This window comes from Rhodospirillum centenum SW (assembly GCF_000016185.1).
In the GTDB taxonomy this organism is placed as follows: Bacteria; Pseudomonadota; Alphaproteobacteria; order Azospirillales; family Azospirillaceae; genus Rhodocista; species Rhodocista centena.
This window is the reverse complement of record NC_011420.2, coordinates 3,293,602-3,314,827: the sequence shown is the minus strand read 5'-3', so window position 1 is coordinate 3,314,827 and position 21,226 is coordinate 3,293,602. Positions and strand designations below refer to the sequence as shown.

General features: G+C 70.9%; 22 protein-coding genes and 1 tRNA gene. 5 read left to right on the top strand and 18 right to left on the bottom strand.

Annotated elements, in window-relative coordinates; all coding sequences use genetic code 11:
• Window positions 1–8 precede the first annotated feature (8 nt).
• The 9 genes from RC1_RS15410 to RC1_RS15370 all read right to left on the bottom strand — a co-directional run bounded on the left by RC1_RS15410 (window position 9) and on the right by RC1_RS15370 (window position 9,972).
• Complete coding sequence (locus tag RC1_RS15410; protein WP_012568361.1) at window positions 9–1,772, bottom strand: sodium:solute symporter family protein; 1,764 nt, start codon at window positions 1,770–1,772, stop codon at window positions 9–11.
• Window positions 1,773–1,794: 22 nt separating this feature from the next.
• Entirely contained in the window at window positions 1,795–2,064 is a 270-nt protein-coding gene (locus RC1_RS15405) for a DUF4212 domain-containing protein (RefSeq protein WP_012568360.1), read from the bottom strand.
• A gap of 183 nt (window positions 2,065–2,247) precedes the next feature.
• Window positions 2,248–3,915, bottom strand: coding sequence for a PepSY-associated TM helix domain-containing protein (locus RC1_RS15400; protein WP_202795546.1), 1,668 nt, complete (start codon window positions 3,913–3,915; stop codon window positions 2,248–2,250).
• 23 nt (window positions 3,916–3,938) lie between these two features.
• Window positions 3,939–4,250, bottom strand: a complete 312-nt coding sequence (locus tag RC1_RS15395; protein WP_012568358.1) for a hypothetical protein — start codon at window positions 4,248–4,250, stop codon at window positions 3,939–3,941.
• Entirely contained in the window at window positions 4,247–4,549 is a 303-nt protein-coding gene (locus RC1_RS15390) for a hypothetical protein (protein WP_012568357.1), read from the bottom strand. Before RC1_RS15390 ends, RC1_RS15395 begins: the two co-directional genes overlap by 4 nt.
• A 10-nt stretch (window positions 4,550–4,559) precedes the next feature.
• Window positions 4,560–6,881 carry a TonB-dependent siderophore receptor gene (locus RC1_RS15385; protein WP_234703784.1) on the bottom strand — a complete coding sequence of 774 codons (2,322 nt, stop codon included), beginning with the start codon at window positions 6,879–6,881 and terminating at the stop codon, window positions 4,560–4,562.
• 285 nt (window positions 6,882–7,166) lie between these two features.
• Complete coding sequence (locus tag RC1_RS15380; RefSeq protein ID WP_012568354.1) at window positions 7,167–8,357, bottom strand: hypothetical protein; 1,191 nt, start codon at window positions 8,355–8,357, stop codon at window positions 7,167–7,169.
• Window positions 8,348–8,842, bottom strand: a complete 495-nt coding sequence (locus RC1_RS15375) for a DUF4365 domain-containing protein (RefSeq protein WP_012568353.1) — start codon at window positions 8,840–8,842, stop codon at window positions 8,348–8,350. Before RC1_RS15375 ends, RC1_RS15380 begins: the two co-directional genes overlap by 10 nt.
• Before the next feature lie 128 nt (window positions 8,843–8,970).
• Window positions 8,971–9,972 (bottom strand): helix-turn-helix transcriptional regulator, encoded by a 1,002-nt coding sequence (locus tag RC1_RS15370; protein ID WP_012568352.1) that lies wholly within the window; start codon window positions 9,970–9,972, stop codon window positions 8,971–8,973.
• A gap of 333 nt (window positions 9,973–10,305) precedes the next feature.
• On the opposite strand from RC1_RS15370, the gene RC1_RS15365 reads away from it, so the two are divergent.
• Both RC1_RS15365 and fliN read left to right on the top strand, forming a co-directional pair.
• Complete coding sequence (locus RC1_RS15365; protein WP_012568351.1) at window positions 10,306–10,629, top strand: hypothetical protein; 324 nt, start codon at window positions 10,306–10,308, stop codon at window positions 10,627–10,629.
• A 77-nt stretch (window positions 10,630–10,706) separates the two neighbouring features.
• The gene (gene fliN, locus RC1_RS15360) at window positions 10,707–11,024 is read left to right on the top strand and encodes a flagellar motor switch protein FliN (protein ID WP_012568350.1); all 318 of its coding nucleotides are present in this window, start codon (window positions 10,707–10,709) and stop codon (window positions 11,022–11,024) included.
• 30 nt (window positions 11,025–11,054) lie between these two features.
• Here fliN and RC1_RS15355 read toward each other — a convergent pair whose 3' ends face one another.
• Window positions 11,055–11,837 carry a substrate-binding periplasmic protein gene (locus RC1_RS15355; protein WP_184446372.1) on the bottom strand — a complete coding sequence of 261 codons (783 nt, stop codon included), beginning with the start codon at window positions 11,835–11,837 and terminating at the stop codon, window positions 11,055–11,057.
• 521 nt (window positions 11,838–12,358) lie between these two features.
• Between RC1_RS15355 and RC1_RS15350 the strand changes: the two genes are divergently transcribed.
• Together RC1_RS15350 and RC1_RS15345 are read left to right on the top strand one after the other, a co-directional pair.
• A complete protein-coding gene (locus RC1_RS15350; protein WP_012568348.1) occupies window positions 12,359–12,850 on the top strand; it encodes an Hsp20 family protein in 492 nt (163 codons plus the stop codon).
• A gap of 98 nt (window positions 12,851–12,948) precedes the next feature.
• Window positions 12,949–13,167, top strand: coding sequence for a DUF1150 family protein (locus tag RC1_RS15345; RefSeq protein WP_012568347.1), 219 nt, complete (start codon window positions 12,949–12,951; stop codon window positions 13,165–13,167).
• 132 nt (window positions 13,168–13,299) lie between these two features.
• Here RC1_RS15345 and ptsN read toward each other — a convergent pair whose 3' ends face one another.
• The 8 genes from ptsN to RC1_RS15305 form a co-directional block, all read right to left on the bottom strand.
• The gene (gene ptsN / locus RC1_RS15340; protein ID WP_012568346.1) at window positions 13,300–13,758 is read right to left on the bottom strand and encodes a PTS IIA-like nitrogen regulatory protein PtsN; all 459 of its coding nucleotides are present in this window, start codon (window positions 13,756–13,758) and stop codon (window positions 13,300–13,302) included.
• Between the two features lie 60 nt (window positions 13,759–13,818).
• On the bottom strand, window positions 13,819–14,454 hold the full coding sequence (gene hpf, locus RC1_RS15335; protein ID WP_012568345.1) for a ribosome hibernation-promoting factor, HPF/YfiA family: 636 nt from the start codon (window positions 14,452–14,454) through the stop codon (window positions 13,819–13,821).
• Between the two features lie 195 nt (window positions 14,455–14,649).
• Window positions 14,650–16,179: an RNA polymerase factor sigma-54 gene (gene rpoN / locus RC1_RS15330; RefSeq protein WP_012568344.1), complete on the bottom strand. Its 1,530-nt coding sequence runs from the start codon at window positions 16,177–16,179 to the stop codon at window positions 14,650–14,652.
• 176 nt (window positions 16,180–16,355) lie between these two features.
• The gene (lptB, locus tag RC1_RS15325) at window positions 16,356–17,174 is read right to left on the bottom strand and encodes an LPS export ABC transporter ATP-binding protein (RefSeq protein WP_012568343.1); all 819 of its coding nucleotides are present in this window, start codon (window positions 17,172–17,174) and stop codon (window positions 16,356–16,358) included.
• Entirely contained in the window at window positions 17,171–18,001 is an 831-nt protein-coding gene (locus RC1_RS15320; RefSeq protein ID WP_148213476.1) for an LptA/OstA family protein, read from the bottom strand. The genes lptB and RC1_RS15320 overlap by 4 nt, the downstream gene beginning before the upstream one ends.
• A gap of 5 nt (window positions 18,002–18,006) precedes the next feature.
• Window positions 18,007–18,633: an LPS export ABC transporter periplasmic protein LptC gene (gene lptC / locus RC1_RS15315; RefSeq protein ID WP_012568341.1), complete on the bottom strand. Its 627-nt coding sequence runs from the start codon at window positions 18,631–18,633 to the stop codon at window positions 18,007–18,009.
• Between the two features lie 244 nt (window positions 18,634–18,877).
• Window positions 18,878–19,492, bottom strand: a complete 615-nt coding sequence (locus RC1_RS15310) for a ribonuclease D (protein ID WP_012568340.1) — start codon at window positions 19,490–19,492, stop codon at window positions 18,878–18,880.
• Window positions 19,493–19,656: 164 nt separating this feature from the next.
• Window positions 19,657–19,741 (bottom strand) — tRNA-Leu (locus RC1_RS15305).
• A 412-nt stretch (window positions 19,742–20,153) separates the two neighbouring features.
• Here RC1_RS15305 and RC1_RS15300 point away from each other — a divergent pair.
• The gene (locus tag RC1_RS15300; protein WP_012568339.1) at window positions 20,154–21,155 is read left to right on the top strand and encodes a complex I NDUFA9 subunit family protein; all 1,002 of its coding nucleotides are present in this window, start codon (window positions 20,154–20,156) and stop codon (window positions 21,153–21,155) included.
• Window positions 21,156–21,226 lie beyond the last annotated feature (71 nt).

Below are 21,226 nucleotides of genomic sequence, written 5' to 3'. Positions count from 1 at the left end.
GCCGGACGTCAATGCTCCATCGCGGCCTGCGCCCCGCGCGGGGAGCGGATGAAGGCCACCAGATCCTGCACTTCCTGCGGCGGGGCGGCCGTGGCGCGGCTGACCGCGATCGCCACCACGAAGTTCAGGATCATGCCGACGAAGCCGATGCCTTCGGGCGAGATGCCGAACAGCCAGTTCTCGGCCACGTTCTTCGCCAGGGGCTCGATGAAGATGCCCTTGAAGTAGATGATATAGCCCAGCGTGAAGATAAGGCCGCTGAGCATGCCGGCGATCGCCCCCTCCCGGTTCACCCGGACGGAGAAGATGCCCATCATGATGGCCGGGAACAGCGAGCTGGCCGCCAGACCGAAGGCGAAGGCCACCACCTCGGCGACGAAGCCCGGCGGGTTGTAGCCGAGATAACCCGCGATCAGGATCGCCACCCCCGCGGCGATGCGTCCGGCCAGCAGTTCCTGCCGTTCGGTGATGCCGCGGGCGAAGGTGCTCTTCATCAGGTCGTGCGAGATGGCCGAGGAGATCACCAGCAGCAGCCCCGCCGCGGTGGACAGCGCCGCCGCGATGCCGCCGGCCGCCACCAGCGCGATCACCCAGTTGGGCAGGCGCGCGATCTCGGGGTTGGCCAGCACCAGGATGTCGCGGTCCACGGTCAGCTCGTTGCCCTGCCAGCCGAGCTGCTGCGCCCGCGCCGGGTCCATGCGGGCATCGTTGTAGTACTGGATGCGGCCGTCGCCGTTCTTGTCCTGGAACTTCAGCAGGCCGGTCTGCTCCCAGCGCTGCATCCACTCCGGCCGGTCGGCATAGACAAGGTTCGATTCCGCCGCCCCGACCGGGCCGGTCTGCACGGTGGAGGTCAGGTTGTAGCGGGCCATGGCGCCCACCGCCGGGGCGCAGAGATAGAGCAGGGCGATGAACAGCAGCGCCCAGCCGGCGGAGGAGCGGGCGTCGCGCACGCTGGGCACGGTGAAGAAGCGCACGATCACATGCGGCAGCCCCGCCGTCCCCACCATCAGCGCCGCGGTGATGGCGAAGATGTCGATGGTACTCTTGCCTCCCTCCGTATAGGCCGCGAATCCCAGGTCGGTGACGATCTGGTTCAGCCGTTCCAGCAGGTACTGGTCGGTGCCCGCCACCGTGCTGCCCAGGCCCAGCGGCGGGATCGGGTTGCCGGTGAGCTGGAAGGAGATGAACACCGCCGGCACGATGTAGGCCGTGATCAGCACCACGTACTGCGCCACCTGCGTGTAAGTGATGCCCTTCATCCCGCCCAGCACCGCATAGATGAAGACGATCCCCATGCCGACCACGAGGCCGGTTTCGATGCTCACCTCCATGAAGCGGGAGAAGACGATGCCGACGCCGCGCATCTGCCCCGCCACATAGACGAAGGAGATGAAGATCAGGCAGACGACCGCGACGACGCGCGCGGCGCTGCTGTAGTAGCGGTCACCGATGAATTCCGGCACCGTGAACTTGCCGTACTTGCGCAGATAGGGGGCGAGCAGCATCGCCAGCAGCACATAGCCGCCCGTCCATCCCATCAGGTAGACGGAGCCGCCATAGCCGAGGAAGGCGATCAGCCCGGCCATGGAGAGGAAGGAGGCGGCCGACATCCAGTCGGCCCCCGTGGCCATGCCGTTGGCGATCGGATGCACGCCCTTGCCGGCCACGTAGAACTCGCCCGTGGTCGCGGCGCGCGACCAGATGGCGATGCCGATATAGAGCGCGAAGGTGGCGCCGACGACGAGATAGGTCAGGGTCTTCAGGTCCATGGTCGTGCCTCCCGGCGTCGGCTCAGGGTTCGTGGACGTCGTATTCGCGGTCCAGCCTGTTCATGCGCCAGGCGTAGAAGGCGATCAGGACCAGGAAGACGAGGATCGACCCCTGCTGGGCGAACCAGAAACCGAGCGGGAAGCCGCCGATCTGGATCGCGTTCAGCGGCTCGACGAGAAGGATGCCGGCCCCGTAGGACGCGACGAACCAGATGGCGAGACAGAAAAGAACGGTGCGGACGTTGGCACGCCAGTAAGCCCGTGACCTGGCTTCGGTATCTGCGCCCTCCATGGGGGCCTCCCTGCAGTTGTTTTCTGCAAGCGTACAATGAATACGCGCCGCCGCGCAACGACGCGGCGGCGCGGGCGTGCAGAGGCGCACCGGAAGAGGAGGTAGGGCGGGCTGGCGATCGGAAACCGTGCGGCGTACCCCGGACGGCAGGGTCCGTCCGGGGGCGGCCCCTCCGGCCCCCTCTCAGGCCCCAGACGGCCGGAGAGGGGCGGGGCGGGCGTCGGCGGCCCAGACGCTGTCGCGCGGGCCGGCGGTGGCGCGGCGCCGGGCCGCGCGGGCGGAACCGGCCAGCAGGACGGCCAGCGCCACGGCCGTCAGCTCCACCAGGACCGGCCCCGCCGCTCCCGGCGAGCCCGCGACCGTCACCAGGCCGGTGGCTGGAACGGCGAGCAGGCAGAGCGCCGCGGCCAGCGCCAGTTCCCAGCCGGCGCGGGCAGCGCCGCGCCAGAGCGCCCAGCCGGTGCCGGCCAGGAAGACGGCGTGGTAGATCAGGCTGTGCAGCGTCTCCGTCGCCCCGTCGCCCAGCCAGCGGGCGGCCGCCAGCGTCACCGCCGTTCCGGCGACGCAGCCCAGCGGCACCCCCACCGTCAGCGCCCCCAGGATCCGGGTCGCGCGGGTCTGGTCCGGCGCGCCCACGGCCCCCGCCGCCGCCCCTGCCGCCGCCCCCGCTGCGGCTGCCTCCGCCGCGGCCCGGCGCTCCCGCCGGCGGCGCGTCTCCACCCAGAGCAGGTTGCCCGTGTAGAAGAGGAAGGCGCCGGCCAGCCCCAGCAGGAAATAGGCCCAGCGCACCGGCGTGCCGCCGAAATTGCCGTAGTGCAGGGCGAAGAAGCTGGTCACGGTCGCCGACCAGCCGTCCTGCCGGCCGGGCATGTAGTCCACCGCCACCACCCGCCCGGTGGCCGCGTCGGCCGTCACCATGCCGTAGAGCGGGGTGCGGATGCCGTAGGCCGGGTCGCCCCCGGTCGCCCGCACCACCCAGCCCGCCCCGGCAGCATCGCCCCCGGAAGCGCCCCCGGGAGCCCCGGCCCGGGGCGAGAAGGCGAGCTGGAGGGGCTCGAAGCCCGGCACCGCCGCCCTGACCTGCCCGGCCAGGGCAGCGGGAGAGAGCAGTGCGGGCAGCGACGCCCCGTCCCCGGCCGGCGCCACGGCCGCCCGCGGCGGCGGCCCGCCGCGGCCGAAGGCCAGCCCCTGCGCCGTGTAGAACTGGTCGTGGAAGGCGAAGACCACCGCCGTCAGCGCCATGACCAGATGGAAGGGCAGGCTGAACAGGCCCAGCACATTGTGCGCGTCCAGCCACATCCGCTTGACGTTGCGGCCCACGCGCAGGGCGAACAGGTCCTTCACCAGCGACGGCAGCAGGACGATCACGCCGGAGACCAGGGCGATGACATAGAGCAGCGCCACCGCCCCCATCAGCGGCATGGCGATCTCATGATCCAGCGGCAGCCCGACCTGCCGGTGCAGCTCGTCGATGAACTGGGCCACGGGGGACGGGCCGCGCGTCTCCACCTGGAGCGCGCCGTCGGGCGTCAGGCTGGCGTAATGGACGGTGCCGTGGCCGTGCTCGGCCGCGTGCTCGTCCTCGGCCACGGTCCAGGTGACGCGGGCCGGGTGGGTGGCGTCGATGTGCAGGTTGACCGTGTAACCCGCCGCCGCCTCCGGATGGGCGGCCAGCACCTTCTCCACCAGCTCGGGCGTCCGCTCCAGGGACGGGGACGGGGCCAGTTGCGGCGGCGCGGAGGCCCATTGCTGCACCGGCCCCTCGAACATGGTCAGCGCACCGGCATAGAAGCCGATGAACAGGGCGAGGCCGGAGACGATGCCGACCCAGCCGTGGATCTCCTTGTACATCCGGAGGATGTCGGTCCGCACTTTCACAGGCGCAGGCCCCCCAGCCAGGCGGTCAGGCCCCAGACCGGGATGTTGGCCGCCAGCAGCCACATCCAGGCGCGCAGGCCCGAGCGGAAGAGGAAACAGAAGGACAGGACCAGCGCCCAGACGGGCGCCATCATCCACATGGAGAACTGGCCCTTGGCGGAGAAGAACGGCTCCCCGGCGTTGAGCAGGGTCCGCAGCAGGCCCGAGGCGCCGAGCGCCAGCAGGAAGCCCAGGACCAGCCCGGCCGCGGCCTTGCCGGCCCAGTCGCGGGCCGTGAGGGCGGGCACGCCCGTCCGACCGCCGGTCATCGGGCGCCCTCCCCCTGCGGCCGGGTCCACCAGGCCAGCAGCAGCGGGGCGACGGACCAGACCAGCATGGCCAGCGTCACGGCGGTGAAGACCGCCGCCGCCGGACCCAGGGCGGCCAGCAGCAGCCCCTGTCCGGCGACCAGCCCAAGCGCCCCCGCCCGGCCCAGCCGGCGCCGGCCGGCGGGACCCGCCGGGCGCGGCCGGTTGGGCGAGGCGAGGTAGAGCAGCAGCGCCCCGGCCAGGACGGCGCCGTCGCCGCCCGCCCGCAGGAGTGCTGCGGGGATTTCCATGTCCGTCATCCCCGCCCCCTCACCACTTGTACTGCACGCGGGCGGTCAGGGTCCGGCCCTGCCCGATGTAGCAGCCGGCCGCGATGCAGCTCGCCACATAGCGCCTGTCGGCGACGTTGTGGGCGTTGACGGCGACGGAGAGCCCGTCCAGCCCCGGGTCGGCGGCGCCGAAATCGTAGCGCAGGAACAGGTCGAACAGCGTGTAGTCGGGGATCTCCAGCGTGTTCGCCGTGTCGCCCACGCTCTCGCCGGTGTAGCGCACGCCGCCGCCCAGGCCGACGCCCTGGAGCGGGCCGGTCTGGAAATGCTGGTCCACGAACAGCGACGCCATCCACTCCGGAAGCTGCGGCAGGGTGTTGCCGCGCTGGCTGGCGATGGTGGTCTTCGTGATCTCGCCGTCGCTGCGGGTCAGGGTGCCGATCACCGCCATGCCCCAGGGCAGGGTCGCCTTGCCCTCCAGCTCCAGCCCGCGCACGCGGCCCTCGCCCGTCTGCACCTGGCAGACGGAGACGCCGCAGAGCCTGCCCTCCGGGTCGGCGGTCAGGATGTTCTGCTGCTTCACCTGATAGGCGCCCAGCGTGACATAGATGTTGTTGCCGCGCTGGTAGCGCAGGCCGGCCTCGACCTGCTGGCCGGTGGTGGGCTCGTAGGGCTTGCCGCCGTCGAGCTGGCTGGTCGCCGGATCGCGGTTGGACAGCAGCGGCTGGAAGCTCTCCGAATAGCTGACATAGGGCGCCAGCCCGTTGTCGAACAGCCAGACGGCACCGGCCCGCCAGGTGAAGGCGTCGTTCTTCGTGTCCAGCTTTCCGCCGGTGACGGGGTTGTGGCTCTCGTCCTCGGCCCAGTCCTTCCGGCCGCCGAGGGTCACGCGCAGATTGCCGATGCTGATCTGGTCCTGGGCGTAGAGGCCGGTCTGCCGGCTGGTCGTCTCGGTCGGGATCAGCGGCGTCAGCGCGCCGGCGAAGCCGGCCGCCCCGCGCGGGACCGGATCGAAGATGTCCAGGACCGGCAGCACCAGCGTGGACCGCACCAGGGCGTAGGTGTGCTCCCATTCGGTGTGGAAGTGATCGACGCCGGCCAGCAGCGTGTGCGCGACCGGCCCGGTCGTGACCCGCGCTTCGAGCTGGGTGTCCACGGCCACGCCGTCCGTGTCGCCGTCGCCCTGCACGGCGCGGCGGTTCAGCGTCCGGCCGGGAAGGCAGCCGGCGAGGGTGGGCGGGCAGGTGGCCAGGGTGTTACCCGACGGGACGACGCCGCGGTAGACGATGTCCACATGCATGTAGCGGGCGTTGTTCCGCAGCGTGACCGTGTCGGTCAGGGCGTGCTCGAACAGCGAGCCCAGCATGTACTGGTTGCGGTCGTAGCGGTTCCAGTCCGGCTCGCCCAGATAGGTCTCCTTGTCCAGCAGGCGCCCGTTGCTGCGGTAGAGCGTGCCGAGCGCCGGCAGGAACTGGAAGCTGGAGCCGCCCTCGTCGCGCTGGTACTGGCCGATCACGGTCCAGCTCGTGCGCGCGGTGGGCTGCCAGGTGACGCTGGGGGAGGCGTAGTAGCGGTCGGTCCCGACCCCGTCGATCTGCGTCTTGCCCTGCCGGGCCAGGGCGACGAAGCGCCCGGCCACGCTGCCGTCCGCCGTGAGCGCGCCGCCGGTGTCGGCGCCGGCCTGGGCGCTCCACTGGCCGAGATCGGTGTAGCCCACGCCCTGGAGCAGGATCTCGCCGTGCGGCGAGAAGGTCGGGCGCTTGGTCACCACGTTGACGACGCCGCCGGGCGCCGACTGGCCGTAGAGGGCCCCCGACGGTCCCTTCAGCACCTCGACCCGGTCCAGGGCGAAGGTGTCGAAGGCGGGCCGGATCCAGGTGCCCTCGCCGCCCGCGGCCATGCGCAGCCCGTCCACGAAGTTGTTGTTGGAGGAGAAGCCGGCGGCGCCGAAGCCGCGCACGCTCACCTCGTCCACGCGGCTGTCCACGCCCGAAGGCGAGGCCTGCACGCCGGCGGTGTAGGACAGCGCCTCGGCCAGCGTGGCCGCGGCGCGCCGGTCGATCTCCTCGCGGCTGATGATGGAGATCTGCTGCGGCGATTCGATGATCGGCGTGTCGGTCTTGGTGGTGGCGCTGGCACGGGACCGGCCGGTCGCCACCACGATGATCTCCTCGATCCCGTCATCGGCAGTCCGGGCGCCGGCAGCCCGGGCATCGGCGGCCCGGGCGTCGGCGGCCCGGTCGCGCGCGGCCCGGTCACCCGCCGCGCGGTCGCCGCCCGTCCCCGCCGGACCTGCCGCGCCTGCCGCCCCCGCCGGCGTGGCGAGGCAGAGAAGGGCCATGGCGGCGGCGGAAGCCCGCACGCCATGAATCCTGCACATCTTGAACACCGTGACCCCCTGGTTGTCCGGCCCGGTACCGCCCGGGGGCGCCGGCCCCCCGGTCACCGCCGGCCGTCCACCCCCGTCCACGGGCCCGGGCCCCTGGCATGAGAATGGTTATCATTAGCGGAGCCATACCAGCGTAGGCAAAGCCCACGGCTGTCGCGCCCGTCCCGGACTCTGTCGCGGCAGGCACGACGGCGGAACCGGGGGGGCAAGCGGAGATGGGGTGGAGAGATGGAGGCGGGCGGGACCCTGGGGCTCCGGTCAGACCCCTGCGGCGGTGTCGGCCGGCGGCGCCTCTTCGTCCTCTGCCCCCTCGACGATGGCGAAGTTCCGGGCGTTCCGGACCTCCTGCGCCCGGTCCCGCCTGTGCAGATCGCCCTCGAACGAGATCGCCTTGCGGTCGGCATGGGCGGCCGCGACGAAGGCGTAGTCGCTGTCGGACAGCCCCTCGATCCGGATGGAGCGCGGCCTGCCGTCGATCATCACCCTGACGAGCACGGAGCCGAGCGCATCCCGCGCAGGCCGTCGCATCAGGCGGACGACCCAGCCGGAGAGTTCCTGGTCCGGAAGGGGTTCACGGACACGGAACTGGCGGGCCGCCTCCTGGAGAAGCCCGGCCGCGGAGCGACCGAAGTCCAGCTTGAGGGGGCCCTTCGCATCGTCGGGACGGGGGGGCCGGACCTTGGCCCAGGTGAGCCCCAGCTCCACCGTTCCCCCCACGCCCACCAGTTTCGCCAGCGCCTCGCAGAGATTGGCGGAGACCCCGTGCCGGACGCGGCGCTCGAATGCCGCGAAATCCTCGCTGGCAGCCGCCTCCGTGACGGCGTCGCGCGTCGCCCGCAGAGCCCGGAGGAGCGTGCGGGTGACGATGCGGGCGAACGGGTCGTCCTCGAACTCAGGCCCGAGGCGGGGCTGGCCGCCCCCCAGCGCGGGATCGACGGGAGACAGGAGCGTGACGACGTAGCTCCCCCGCTCCGACTGCCCGAGGCGCACCGTTTCGAGATAATCGAGGGCGCTCTGGGGCTTCCGGTTGCCGTAGAGGGCGCGCGGGGCATGTGCTGCGCACGCGGCCGAGAGCAGCACCTCGCGGGCGAGTTCATGGACAGCGATGCCCGCCTGGAAGGAGAGCGTGCCGTCGGCGGCGGCCTCCCCGGCGCGGACGCGGATGACGTCCGTCCCGGCCATCCTGAAGTCGGTCAGGACGGAGGTCTCCGCGCGCCCCTCGACCGCGGCGACCACTCGGACCGCATCGGCAAGGCGCAGGGCGTAGTCGCCAAGATCCTCCCGCAGCGGAAGAAGGATCTCCGGCGCATCGGCGCCGTCCGGGACAAGGACGGCGGCCTTGTTGCCGATCCGCTCCTCCTCCCGCCAGCCGCGGGCGAGCAGATAGGCCCGCGCGTCCACATGGGACAGCGCGGCGAAGACCTCCCTGTCCGTGATCATCACGGCCATAACGGCTCCTCCGCCTCCACCCGGCGCATCATGTCCGTGAGGGATTCGGGAGTAAACAACCGATCGCGGGGAATATGCACCGTCACGGACGTGGTGTTCCCGGTCGCGGGTTCCCCGGCGAGCGAACGCCAGTATGCGCACCGGCGCAGGATCAGTTCCGCCTCGCTCTGTGCCAGCCACTCCGCTTCGTTCTCGGGCATTGCCAGAACGATCAGGATGCGGGGCACGACACAGTCAGCCCGCAGGTCCTCATAGTTCTTGAGGGAGAGCGGGAAGGTGATCCTGTCGGCGCCGATGAACGCCTGCTGCGCCGTGGCCTTGATCTGGAAGTCGAGCCGAGGACGTCGGCCCGCCCGCCCCATGAACTGGCCGTCCACGCTGTCGTCATCCACAGGCGGGCGCGACACCTGGAAGCCGGCCTGGGCGGCGACCGCCTGGACATAAGCGGTCGAGAGGCATTCCATGCGTTGCGTGACATTCATCATGGTGTGTCGATCCGCATGGCTGTCCGCCCCGGCTGTTTCGCCCGGAGTCTGACACCTTCATGCGGGATTTTGAAGATGGTCCGAAAACCCGAAGGTGGTCAGACCGCAGGTCCGGAGCCGGCCCGCCCCTAATGCCGCACGCCCCTTGCCGTGGGGGTTTCGCCGAAATGGCGGCGGTAGGCGGCGGAGAAGGCGGAGGGGCTGGCGAAGCCGACGCGGTAGCCGGCCTCGGCCGCGCCCAGGCCCTGTTCCTCCATCAGCAGCCGCGCCATGGCCAGCCGGCGGGCGCGGACATAGCCGAAGACGGTGGTGCCGAACACGGCCCGGAACCCGGCCTGGAGCGTGTTGCGGTTCAGCCCGACCTGACGGGCGAGGTCGAGCGTACCCGGCGGCGAGACGAGGGAGGCGTCCAGCACGGCCTGCGCCCGCAGCACGGCATCGTGCTGCCGCCGCCCCAGGGCGCGGACGAGCGGCCATTCCTCCCGCAGCAGCTCCAGGGTGCGGAACAGGATCTGGGTGACCGCGCTCTCCCGGTAGAGACGGCCCAGCGAGCCGCCGTAGGGCATCGCCACCAGCCCGCGCGACAGCCCGCTCAGCAGCTCGCAGCGGCGCAGCCCGACGCTGCGGAAGCCCGGCGCCAGCAGGCGCTCCAGCACGTCCAGCTCGCGCCCCGGCAGCACGTCGGCGAACTGCTCCAGGAAGCAGGGGCTGACGGTGATGCCGGTGCGCACGCCGCGCTCGCCCGCATGCAGCCGGCGGACGCAGCGCCGCGCCTCCCCGAAGCCGGTGACCCGGGCGCGGCCCTGTTCGGCGGGCAGTTCCTCTCCGGCCTCGGGGCGGAAGCTGCCGGTGCGGCCCTGGAGCAGCACCGCCACCATGACGGAGCGGTCGATCGTCTGGGCGATGGTGGCGTCGGAGACGGATTCCATGTCGCTGGCCGAGCCGACGAGACCCGGCTGCACCTCGTCCATCCAGAGCCAGCCGCGGAACTGGCCGGTCAGGATGCGGCGGCGGTCGTCGGGCAGGGGCGGCGGCTCCGCCGGCGGGGTGCGGAGCACCAGCGCCGCGGCCTCGCGGACGATGTCCGCCACGGCGAATTCGCCTTCCATCAGACGCGAGCGTATCGCCATGCCGGTTCCATCCGCTTCCCTGCCGTCCCCCGACCCCGTGATAATCATTCTCAACGGGGAGGCGGAATTGTCAAAGGCGCCGGGGGCAACCCTGATGCTCCGCCCCTGCCCGGCCCGGTGTGCCCGACGCTGCGTCCGCCGCAGTGTTGCGGACGACTCCGCGTTTGCGCGCGCACCCGACTCCGGATGGTTGCGACATCCTTAACTTGACCTGCGATTGTGTACAGCGATCGCTTGACAAGCGATCCGGACGACCCGCAGTCTGACTTCCCGAACGCAGGGGCGCGGGGCCGATCCCGGCGGCCGACAGGGCCGGGAGGCTTGGAGTCCACCATGCCCGAGTTCACCATGCCCGGGTCCACCATGCCCGAGGCCACGATACCCGACAGCACGGCGGCCGACACGCCCGTGCCGTTCACCCGGCGGCGCCTGGCGCATTCCCTCTACCGTGAGTTGCGGGCCGCCGGCGGCATCGACCGCGCCTCGGTTCAGGCCGCCCTGGCCCGCACGGCCGCATCCTCCCCCGTCTGCCCGCAGCCAGAGCTGCTGGCCGCCCTGTCCGACGCCATGCTGCGCCTGATCGCCTGCGAGCCGGACCTGTTCTGGCGCGATCCGCCGCGCCCGGCGCCACGGCTGCTGGCCGGCAGCGGGGCCTGACGGGGCCGGTCCCGGCTGGAACGATCCCCTGAAAGCCACACCTCCCCAGGGCGCCCGCTTTCGCCTATAGTCTGCGCATGGCCGCGACGAACAGCGATGCCGCCGAGAGCGGCGAAACCCCGGAACGCAACAGCATCCTGTCGGTGCCGGTGCAGGTGTCCGTCCGCCTGGGCCGACGGCGCATGCGCATCAGCCAGTTGCTGCGGCTGGGCCCCAGCGACGTGGTGGACCTGGAGCGCATGGTGGGCGAGCCGGTGGACCTGTTCGTCAACGACCGGCTGGTCGCCCGCGGCGAGCTGGTGGTGGTGGACGGCCGGCTGGGCCTGACCATCGTGGAACTGATGCCCCAGGCATCCCGCGGGCGCGAACCGCTGGGCCCCGGCCCCGGCGAGTAGGCCCCGGGTCCTGCCCGTCAGGAGAGCGCGTCAGGGCTCCGGCCCGGCGGCGCTTTCCTGGAGCGCCGGGAACAGGGCGCGGATGGCCGCATCCAGCCGGTCCAGGGTGGCGGCCGGCACGCTCCAGCTGCACATGAGATGGCGCAGATTGCCCACCGGAATATCCGGCAGCGCCACCGGAACCAGCGTGCCGGGACGCAGCCCGGCCGCGCGCTCCAGCATCGGCAGCTCCTCCGGATCGGCGAAGGTGTAGTCGAAGCGCCGCGACGCCACCATGCGCAGCACCTGTGCCGGCGTCCCCCGCACCCGTTCCACCGGCTGCACGCTGGCCGCCAGCAGCCGGTCCAGGGCGGTCCCGTAGGAGAAGCCGTGGACGACGCCCAGCCGCAGGTCGGGCCGCTCCAGCAGCCGCTGCGCGCTCTCCACCCGGCGCAGCATCCCCGCCACCTCCGGCAGGCCGACGGCGACCTGCGCCTCGCTGCGGTGGAACGGCAGGCTGAAGACGGCAAAGCGCCGCCGCTCCTGCGTCACGAACCAGCCGATCGAGCATTGCGGCTCGGCGCCCATCTCCATCTCGGCCAGGATGCGGCTGGCGGGCACGGACCGCAGCTCATAGGTCAGGCCGGCATGCTCCAGGATGCGCCGCGTCTCCTCCAGCATGCTGCCGGCCGGCACCCCGTCGGGGCGGGTGTAGTAGTAGGGCGGCCGCTCGAAGAAGGTGATCAGCAGCCGTTCGCCCGCCAGACCGGCGCCGGCCAGCAGGGCGGTGAGGATGCCAGCGACCAGGACGGCAACCGCAGGGCCGACGGACACCACCCCGCGCCGCCGTCGGCGGACCCGGGCCGGAACTGTCGGAAGGCGCGGTCCCGCCATGCTGTTCCCCGATCCTTCGGCAGGCCATTTCGGCAACGCTATCATGTCCCCCCCGAATGGGGAATGTGCTCCGCGCCGGAGTCGCAATACTGCCTTTTTTTTAGGCAACGGTGGAGGTACCTTGGTCCATCCGGCCCGACTCGCTGCCACCCACAGAGTTCTCCACAGATTCTGGGGAAACCGCGGGTCAAGCCCGTTCCCCCCGTCGCGCCTGCGCGAACGGAGCATCAGGCCCGCGCCCGGGCGCCGGAAAGCGACCCCGTGGACACAGCGGACGGCGACGCTTGCCTTGACCGGAAAGGGGAAATAACCATGTAAGCGATCGGGCGGTGCCACACCGGGCCGCCCACCCGGGTGCCGCAGGGACCGGGGGCCGGCTGGAGCGGGGTGGCTGGGCCGCTCGCCGAAGGGGCCGCCCGGGGCCGGCGACTCCCGCAGCTCGCTCGCCTGAGGAGGACGCTGTGACGACGCGCCTGTCCCTGTTCAACAGCCCGTTCCTGTTGGGCTTCGACCAGTTCGAGCGGACGCTCGACCGGATCGCCAAAAGCGCCAATGAGGGCTATCCGCCTTACAATATCGAGCAGATCGGCGAGGATGGCCTGCGCATCACGCTTGCCGTGGCCGGCTTCACCTCGGACGATCTCCAGGTCCAGACCGAGGACAACCAGCTTGTCATCCGCGGCAAGCAGAGCGACGACCGCAACCGTCTCTATCTGCACCGCGGCATCGCCGCCCGGCAGTTCCAGCGCAGCTTCGTGCTGGCCGACGGGATCGAGGTGATCGGCGCCACCCTGGACAACGGGCTGCTGCATATCGACCTGCGCCGCCCTGTCCCGGAACCGAAGGTCCGCACCATCAAGATCGGCACACCGCAGAACGGCGTGGATGCCGACGGGCCGCAGACGATCGACGTGTCGCCCGACGCCCGCGTGCCCGACGCGCGGATCGGCTGAGCCGCCCTTCCCTGTCCCTGCCCCCTGCCTGCCCCTCCTGCCTGCCCCTGCCTGCGGCTGTCCCTGAACGGGACCGCCCGACCGACGCGAGTCCTCCCATGAACCCGACCAGCCAGTCCCTGCGCACGCTCTCAGCGCAGGACTTCGCCACCTTCGGCCTGAACGATCTGGCCTATCTGAAGCCCGTCACGGCAGAAGGCCGGACAGGCATCGCCATCCATGCCGCCGACGGTACCGAACTGACGGTCGTGCAGGACCGCGCGCTGGCGGTCGTCACCGTCCGCCAGAACGACATGGAGGCGGTGAGCCTGCACTGACCGCTCCCCGGGCCAGGGCCGTTCCGCTGGCGGAACGCTCCGGCACGGGACCGGTCCGGAATCGAAAAGGCGCCGGGAGGTCCCCCTCCCGGCGCCTTTTTTCATCCACGGCACGAACCCGCACCTCCGCCGTCAGGCGGCGTTGCTCTGCTCGGCGTGGGTCAGCAGGGCGTAGATCGCATCGGCGCTGGCCGCGCCGCGCAGCTTGTCGCACAGGACCGGGTCCCGCAGCAGGCGGGAGACCCGGGCCAGGGCCTTCAGATGGTCGGCCCCCGCCGTCTCCGGCGCCAGCAGCAGGCACATCAGATCGACCGGCTGTTCGTCGATGGCTTCGAAATCCACCGGACGCTCCAACCGGGCGAAGATCGCCATGACACCGGCGATGCCTGCCAGCTTGCCGTGGGGGATGGCGATGCCGCGGCCCACACCCGTGGTCCCGAGGCGTTCGCGCTCCACCAGCACGTCGAAGATGGCCCGTTCGTTCTGACCCGTCAGTTCGGCGGCCTTGCGCGCCAGCTCCTGCAAGGCCTGCTTTTTCGAGCCGGCCTTGAGGTTGGGGAGGACGGCCTCCGAAATGATCAGATCATTCATGGCGGACGCGGCCGCAGGAACGGCGGTGGCGGCTTGCCGACGAAGCTGCATGGATCACGCTCAAGCTCCCTGGACCCCGGTCCCGGCCGGGTCCACCCACCCGATGTTCCCGTCGGGTCTGCGGTATACCATGTTCAGGCCGCCATGGGCACGGTTGCGGAACATCAGGGCGGGAATGTCCGTCAGATCCATCCGCATCACGGCCTCGCCCACGGTCAACGTCTGGATGGAGGTTTCCATCTCGGCGATGATCATGGGCTGGTGACCCTCGTCGCCCGCCTGGGCGGCGTCGGTCCCGGCATCAAGGCTGTCCACTTGGTCGTCGGCATCGCCGTCGTCCAGGGGCGGGGCCTCCAGGATATACTTCCGCGCCAGCAGGGGCGCTTCCTCGGCGGCGCGGCCGTGGTGGTCGCGCATCCGGCGCTTGTAGCGCCGCATCCGCTTGGCGACCTTTTCCGCGGCGTCGTCGAAGGCGGGATAGGGTTCCGTCGCCTCACCGTACGACTGCAACAGGATTCCGCGTCCGACGTGGACCTGGATGTCCGCCTTGAAAAGGTGGGCATCGCGGGAGATCACGACCGTCGCGTCCAGCGGGTTGCCAAAATACTTGGCGACCAGGGCCGAGATCGTGTCGGTGACGTGCGAACGCAGGGCATCGCCCACGTCCAACTGCTTGCCTTTAACTGTTACCTGCATGGCAGTCCGTTCCAATCGGCACTTACGAAGAGAAATGCGGGAAGGTGGTATCGGGGCGGCCTTCTGCCGGACCCGTGCTACGCCTGGGGGCCTTTCCGCCCCTGGGCCCGGCTGCACCCGGAGGGCCCGGAGAACGACGTCCGGCAGCAGGCCGGAACGGATACCGGGGCGCCCCGACCGTGATCAGCGCGGCATTCAGAGACCAAGAACCTTCTCCCGGCGGCGCTGCACGGAGGATGGGATTTTCATGCCCTCACGATACTTCGCGACGGTCCGGCGTGCAATGTCGATCCCTTCCGCACGGAGGATCTCCACCAGCTTGTCGTCGGACAGGACGTCATCGGGTTTTTCCGCGTCGATCAAGGACTTGATGCGGTAGCGCACGGCCTCGGCGGAGTGCGCGGCCTGCCCGTCCGCGCCGGCGATGGCGGAGGTGAAGAAGTACTTCAGCTCGAACACGCCGCGCGGCGTGGCGATGAACTTGTTGGTCGTGACGCGGCTGACGGTGCTTTCGTGCATGCCGATGGCATCGGCGATGTCGCGCAGGATCAGCGGCTTCAGGAACTGCAACCCGTGCAGGAAGAAAGCGTCCTGCTGGCGCACGATCTCCGTCGCCACCTTCAGGATGGTGTTGGCCCGCTGGTGCAGCGACTTCACCAGCCAGCTCGCCTGCTGGAACCGTTCGGAGATGTACTCCTTCTCCGTCCTGTTCCGGGCGGCGCCGGAGACGCGGGCGTAATAGCGCTGATTGACCAGCACCTTGGGCAGGGTGTCGGTGTTCAGTTCCACGATCCAGCCGCCGCCGGGGGCGGGGCGCATCAGGATGTCGGGCACCACCGTCTGCACCGGAGCGTGGTCGAAGGCGAGCGCCGGCTTGGGGTTCAGCGCCTTGATCTCGGCCACCATGTCGGCCAGATCCTCGGCGTCCACCTGGCAGGCCTTCAGCAGGGCCGGGATGTTGCGGCCGGCCAGCAGCGGCAGATTGTCCAACAGGGCCTGCATGCAGGGATCCAGCCGGTCCAGCTCGCGGAGCTGGAGCGCCAGGCACTCCTTCAGGGAGCGGGCGAAGATGCCCGGCGGGTCCAGCTTCTGGAGCCGCGCCAGCACCGCCTCCACCCGCACCGCGGGGCAGCCGAGCTGCTCCGCCACGGCCGCGAGGTCGGCCGTGAGATAGCCGGCCTCGTCGAGCTGGTCCGTCAGGGCGCGGGCGACCAGCCGGTCCAGCGGGTCGGGCATGTCCATGACGATCTGCTGCTCCAGATGGTCGCGCAGGGTGATCCGGCCGGTGAGCGTCTGCTCCAGCGAGCCCTCGTCGTCCTCGAAGCTGCCGCCGCGCGCGGACCAGGAGCCGAAGGCCTCGCCACCGTCGCCGGCCTCGCGGATGTCGGCCTGGCTGGAGTTGGTCCAGACATTCTCGTAGTCGGTATCCAGCGGCGCGTCGGCCGCCGGGGCGATGCGGTCGCTGGCGGCCAGTTCCACCGTGTCGCGGGTGCGCCCCTCGGGCACCGGCGCCTCCGGCTCGGGCCGGTCCACCCCGTCGGGCGGGGCATCGCGCCAGCGTTCGCCGTCGTCGCGCTCCAGCAGGGGGTTCTGCTCGATCTCGCGCTCGACGAATTCGGACAGTTCCAGGTTCGACAGTTGCAGCAGCTTGATCGCCTGCTGCAACTGCGGCGTCATCACCAGCGCCTGGGTCTGCCGTAGGTCGAGCCGTTGTTGGAGCGCCATTCCCGACCGCTTCCACCTCTGGGGTTGCCTGCCGGGGGTATTCTAAGGGCCGGTCCGGGGCGTCTGCAACCCCCGCGCCGTGACACGCTCGCAAGAAGTGTGCCGATCGGCCGCACGCCGCCAGGGTCCACGCGGTCTGCGGTGCGGGACCTGCGATGCGGGAAAGGACGCCGGGATCAGAGGCTGAAGCGTTCGCCCAGATAGACGCGGCGGACATCCTTGTGCGCCACGATCTCCGACGGCGCACCCTCCATCAGCACCATGCCGTCGTGCAGGATGTAGGCGCGGTCCACGATGTCCAGCGTCTCGCGGACATTGTGGTCGGTGATCAGCACGCCGATGCCCCGTTCGCGCAGATGGCTGACCAGCTCGCGGATGTCGTTCACCGCGATCGGGTCGATGCCGGCGAAGGGCTCGTCCAGCAGGATGAAGTGCGGCTGGCTGGCCAGGGCGCGGGCGATCTCCACCCGCCGCCGCTCACCGCCGGAGAGCGCCAGCGCCGGGGTGCGGCGCAGGTGCGAGATGGAGAACTCGGCCAGCAGCTCGTCCAGCATGTGCTCGCGGGTGTCGCGGTCGGGCTCCACCACCTCCAGCACGGCGCGGATGTTGTTCTCCACCGACAGGCCGCGGAAGATGCTGGCCTCCTGCGGCAGATAGCCGATGCCCAGCCGCGCCCGGCGGTACATGGGCAGTTCGGTGATCTCCGTCCCGTCCAGGGTGATGCTGCCGTAGTCGGGCAGGATCAGGCCGGTGATGATGTAGAAGCAGGTCGTCTTGCCGGCCCCGTTGGGACCCAGCAGGCCGACCGCCTCGCCGCGGTTGACCGACAGGCTGACGTCGCGCAGCACCGGGCGGCCCTTGTAGGACTTGCCCAGCTTCGAGGCGATCAGCCCGGGATTGCTGGCGACCAGCCGGGGTCCCGTGCGGCCCTGGTCGTCGGCTGCCGCGCCGGGGCGGCCCTGCGCGGGCGGGGGGGCGGTATCCGTTCGGCTCATTTCTTCACTCCCTGACCCGCCTCCTGGCCGGGCACGAAGAGACCGCGGACGCGGCCCTTCCCGCCCTCAGGCCCGGACAGGATGCGGCTGATGCCGGTCTCCAGGTCCACTTCCGCCGCATTGCCGTTCAACTGGTTGCGGCCACGGGTGATCTTCACGTTGCCGGTCAGCACGGCGACGCGCTCTGTCATGTCATAGGTGCCCTGGTCGCCCCGGGCCACGTCGGTCGGGGTGGTGATGACCACGCTGCCCTCCGCGTCGATCCGGGTCAGGTCCAGGTCGCCCTGGTCGTTCTCCTGCAACAGCCCGACCAGCCGGTCGGCGCGCACGCGGTTGTCGCCGCGCACGGCGACGGCATCGCCCCGCGCCACGGCAAGGTTCTGCTCGCGCCAGTATTCCAGGCTGTCCCTGGCGGTCACCACGTCCTGTTCCGTCTCCAGCTTCAGGCCCTGCCCGGTCAGCACGGCGACCTGCCTGTCCACCTCGTAGACACCGCGGTCACCATAGGCGGTCTGTCGTGGCGCCTTTATGACGACGCCGCCCTCTGCGGCCAGACGGTAGATCTCGGTGCCGCCGGCGGGCAGCTCCCGGTAATACGCGGTCAGCGTGTCGGCCCTGACGGACAGGTCGCCGCGGGTGGCCACGGCGTTGCCGCGGGCGACATAGGCCTGCTGTTCCTTGTGCCATTCCAGCGCCTGGTCGGCGTCGATGGCGACGGGCGCCTTGCCCTCGTCCAGCCGGGCGGTCTGCGCCCGCGCCGGCACGGCGGCGGCCGGCAGGATCAGGGCGCCGGCCAGCAGGAGCGCGGCGAGTCGGGTGTGCTGCATGCCGGTCATCCGCGTCCCCCCGTGCCGTCCGCCAGCAGCAGCCGCGCCCGGCCGGTGAAGACGATGGTGTTGCCGTCGTCCAGGATGCGGAAGCCGCCGGCCTGGATGTCGCCGACGGGTCCCTGGCCGCGGACCGGGGCATTGCCCCAGGCGATGCCCTTCTGCGTATCGACCTGCGCCATCTCTGTCGTGAACTCGTAGCCGCCGTCCTGGAACAGGGTAACGTCCCCTTCCAGGACGAGCTGTCCGCTCTTCTGGTCATAATTGCCGCGCCGGGCCGACATGGTGAGCCAGTCGCCGCCCTTCAGCGTGATTTCCGCCTGCGGATTGACCAGATCGACGCGGCCGCTGCCGCCGCCGACCTGGACCACCTTTTCCGCCCGCACCTCGAAGGGGCGGGCGCCCTTGTCGGTGCCGAGATAGCGTGCCTCCACCATTTCGAGCTGGCCCGTATCGGGGCCGGCGCGCTGACTGTCCTGACGGCCGGAGAACAGCGGCCAGGCGGCGATCAGGGCCAGCACGGCCGCGGCCAGGGCCGGTAGCGCCACCTTCGCCAGATTGACCAGCCGGGTGTGCTGCTGTGCGTCCGCCATGCCGCCGCGGGCCGGGCGCCGGGTCAGCGCCGCGGCCATGTCCGGGCGCCCTGATGCCGGATGCACCGACGCCGGACGTCCGGGCCGGGGCGCGGGCCTGTCACCGTCGGGCGGAACCGGGGGAAGGGTCATGGTCGGCGGCGTCGCTGTCTCGGAAAGGCTGTCTCGGGAGATCTGTCTCGGCAGGGTCCTGTCCGCCGCCACTCTAGCCGAGGGCGGAATCCCGGGTCAAATCGGGCCTGGACAGGCTATCCGCCCGCGCGGGACCCGGAACGGGGACGGGTCAATGGGCGAACAGGTCGGGGTCGGCCCAGCCGCCCAGGTCCAGCAGCGCCCGGGTCGGCAGGAAGCGGAAGCAGTCCTCCGCCAGCGCCGTGCGGCCCTCGCGGGCCAGCATCCCGTCCAGCCGGGCCTTGATCTCGTGCAGGTGCAGCACGTCGGAGGCGGCGTACTTGAGCTGCTCCGCCGTCAGCTCGTCCGCCCCCCAGTCCGAGGACTGCTGCTGCTTGCTCAGCTCGACGCCCAGCAGGTCGCGGCAGAGATCCTTCAGGCCGTGCCGGTCGGTGAAGGTGCGGGTCAGCTTGGAGGCGACCTTGGTGCAGTAGACCGGGCCGGTCAGCACGCCGAGATAGGCCTGCATCACGGCGATGTCGAAGCGGGCGAAGTGGAACAGCTTCAGCGTGCCGGGATCGGTCAGCATCCGCTTCAGGTTCGGCGCGTCGTAGCCCGCCCCCTGGCGGAACTGCACCAGATGGCAACGGCCGTCGCCGGCGGAAAGCTGCACGAGGCAGAGCCGGTCCCGCGCCGGGTTCAGGCCCATCGTCTCGGTGTCGATGGCGACCACCGGACCGAGGTCCAGGCCGTCGGGCAGATCGCCGTCGTGCAGGTCGATGGGCATGGGTGCGGTCCTCCAGGGCGGTCACGGCGGCCAACGGCCACGGGCGGCCAACGACCATGATCGGCCGGTGGCCAGGGGCTGCCGGCTGCTGCGGGCTGCCGGGACCCGGAAACGCATCAGGCCGCCGGCGAGATGTCGCGGCGGCCTGATGCGTAAGAAAGCGGTGGTGCCCAGGAGAAGACTCGAACTTCCACGCCTTGCGGCACAGGTACCTGAAACCTGCGCGTCTACCAATTCCGCCACCTGGGCACGCGGTGGAGCGGGTTAATAAAGGCCGCCCGCCCCCCTGTCAACACCCTTGTTCCGGCCCCGCGAAAAATTTCTGCCCCTCCCCCTGGCCCCTCCCCCTGGCCCCTCCCCTCTGGCCCCCGGCGCGGGTCCGGCAGGTCGGCGCACGCCCGACGGCCAGGGCCGCCCCGGTACATCATCGGCCCGCACACCGGGACCCCACCCACATACCGGCCATCCACATACCCGGATGTATGCCCGCCCGGGTGCGTGCGTGCGCGCGCACGCACGTAAGGGGGTGAACGCGGGAGGGCATCCGGGGGGCATGCGTCTGGTTCTACCCTCCAGGCTCTTGTATAAGCGTCGGCGCGCCGCCGCGGGCGGCGGGGACCGGTTCAGAGAAAGATCGGCGGAAAGATCGGCGGAGAGATCAATGGTCTATCGCTACCGAATCGCCACGGTGTTCGGCGGGTCCGGCTTCATCGGGCGGCATCTGATCCGCCGGCTGGCCCGCACCGGGTGCGTCATCCGGGTGCCGTCGCGCCAGCCGGCCGACGCGGCCTTCCTGCGGACGCTGGGGTCGGTCGGGCAGATCGTGCCCCTGCCGGTGACGATCCGGGACGACCGGTCGCTGGCCTATGCCATCCGCGGCGCCGATCTGGTCATCAACCTGATCGGCATCCTGGCGCCGTCGGGGGGCGGCTCCAGCTTCGAGGCGGTCCAGGCCGAGCTGCCCGGCCGCATCGCCCGCATCGCGAAGCAGGAGGGCGTCGCCCGCCTGGTCCAGATGTCCGCCATCGGCGCCGACGCGGCCTCTCCCAGCGGCTATGCCAGCAGCAAGGCGGAGGGCGAGCGCCGCGTGCTGGAGGCGTTCCCCGAGGCCACCATCCTGCGCCCCTCCATCGTGTTCGGGCCGGAGGACGGATTCTTCAACCGATTCGGGGCGATGTCCCTGGTGTCGCCGTTCCTGCCCCTGATCGGCGGCGGAAAGACCCGGTTCCAGCCGGTCTATGTCGGTGATGTCTGCGACGCGGTGATGCAGGCGCTGGCGACGCCTGATTCGATGGGGCGCACCTACGAGCTGGGCGGCCCGCGGGTCTATACCTTCAAGGAGCTGATGCAGCTCGTCCTGAAGGAGACGGGGCGGTACAAGCGGCTGCTGGAGATCCCCTGGTGGCTCGCCACCCTGCAGGGCGCCGTCCTGGAGCATCTGCCCGGCAAGATGCTGACCCGCGATCAGGTGAGGCTGCTGCGCAAGGACAACGTCGTCTCCGGCACCCTGCCGGGGCTGGCCGAGCTGGGCGTGACGCCGACGGCGGCCGAGGTCATCATCCCCACCTACATGGACAAGTTCCGCATCGGCGGCCGCTTCGCCGCGCACGGGGCGGCGGACGGCCCGCAGCCCGGCAACGGCGGCCCGCAGCCGCGGGCCTGAACGGGCCGGCCGGGGCGGCGACAGAGAAGCGGAGAGAGCCGTAGAGAGAAGAGAGACGCCGGGCGCTCCCG

Coding starts and splice junctions, on each gene's coding strand:
- RC1_RS15365 (WP_012568351.1), top strand. CDS start 10,306: ATGCCCGAGTTCACCATGCCCGGGTCCACCATGCCCGAGGCCACGATA.
- RC1_RS15390 (WP_012568357.1), bottom strand. CDS start 4,549: ATGACGGACATGGAAATCCCCGCAGCACTCCTGCGGGCGGGCGGCGAC.
- RC1_RS15320 (WP_148213476.1), bottom strand. CDS start 18,001: ATGCAGCACACCCGACTCGCCGCGCTCCTGCTGGCCGGCGCCCTGATC.
- RC1_RS15410 (WP_012568361.1), bottom strand. CDS start 1,772: ATGGACCTGAAGACCCTGACCTATCTCGTCGTCGGCGCCACCTTCGCG.
- lptC (WP_012568341.1), bottom strand. CDS start 18,633: ATGGCCGCGGCGCTGACCCGGCGCCCGGCCCGCGGCGGCATGGCGGAC.
- hpf (WP_012568345.1), bottom strand. CDS start 14,454: ATGCAGGTAACAGTTAAAGGCAAGCAGTTGGACGTGGGCGATGCCCTG.
- RC1_RS15400 (WP_202795546.1), bottom strand. CDS start 3,915: ATGTACAAGGAGATCCACGGCTGGGTCGGCATCGTCTCCGGCCTCGCC.
- RC1_RS15370 (WP_012568352.1), bottom strand. CDS start 9,972: ATGGCGATACGCTCGCGTCTGATGGAAGGCGAATTCGCCGTGGCGGAC.
- lptB (WP_012568343.1), bottom strand. CDS start 17,174: ATGAGCCGAACGGATACCGCCCCCCCGCCCGCGCAGGGCCGCCCCGGC.
- fliN (WP_012568350.1), top strand. CDS start 10,707: ATGGCCGCGACGAACAGCGATGCCGCCGAGAGCGGCGAAACCCCGGAA.
- ptsN (WP_012568346.1), bottom strand. CDS start 13,758: ATGAATGATCTGATCATTTCGGAGGCCGTCCTCCCCAACCTCAAGGCC.
- rpoN (WP_012568344.1), bottom strand. CDS start 16,179: ATGGCGCTCCAACAACGGCTCGACCTACGGCAGACCCAGGCGCTGGTG.
- RC1_RS15300 (WP_012568339.1), top strand. CDS start 20,154: ATGGTCTATCGCTACCGAATCGCCACGGTGTTCGGCGGGTCCGGCTTC.
- RC1_RS15395 (WP_012568358.1), bottom strand. CDS start 4,250: ATGACCGGCGGTCGGACGGGCGTGCCCGCCCTCACGGCCCGCGACTGG.
- RC1_RS15380 (WP_012568354.1), bottom strand. CDS start 8,357: ATGGCCGTGATGATCACGGACAGGGAGGTCTTCGCCGCGCTGTCCCAT.
- RC1_RS15405 (WP_012568360.1), bottom strand. CDS start 2,064: ATGGAGGGCGCAGATACCGAAGCCAGGTCACGGGCTTACTGGCGTGCC.
- RC1_RS15375 (WP_012568353.1), bottom strand. CDS start 8,842: ATGATGAATGTCACGCAACGCATGGAATGCCTCTCGACCGCTTATGTC.
- RC1_RS15310 (WP_012568340.1), bottom strand. CDS start 19,492: ATGCCCATCGACCTGCACGACGGCGATCTGCCCGACGGCCTGGACCTC.
- RC1_RS15345 (WP_012568347.1), top strand. CDS start 12,949: ATGAACCCGACCAGCCAGTCCCTGCGCACGCTCTCAGCGCAGGACTTC.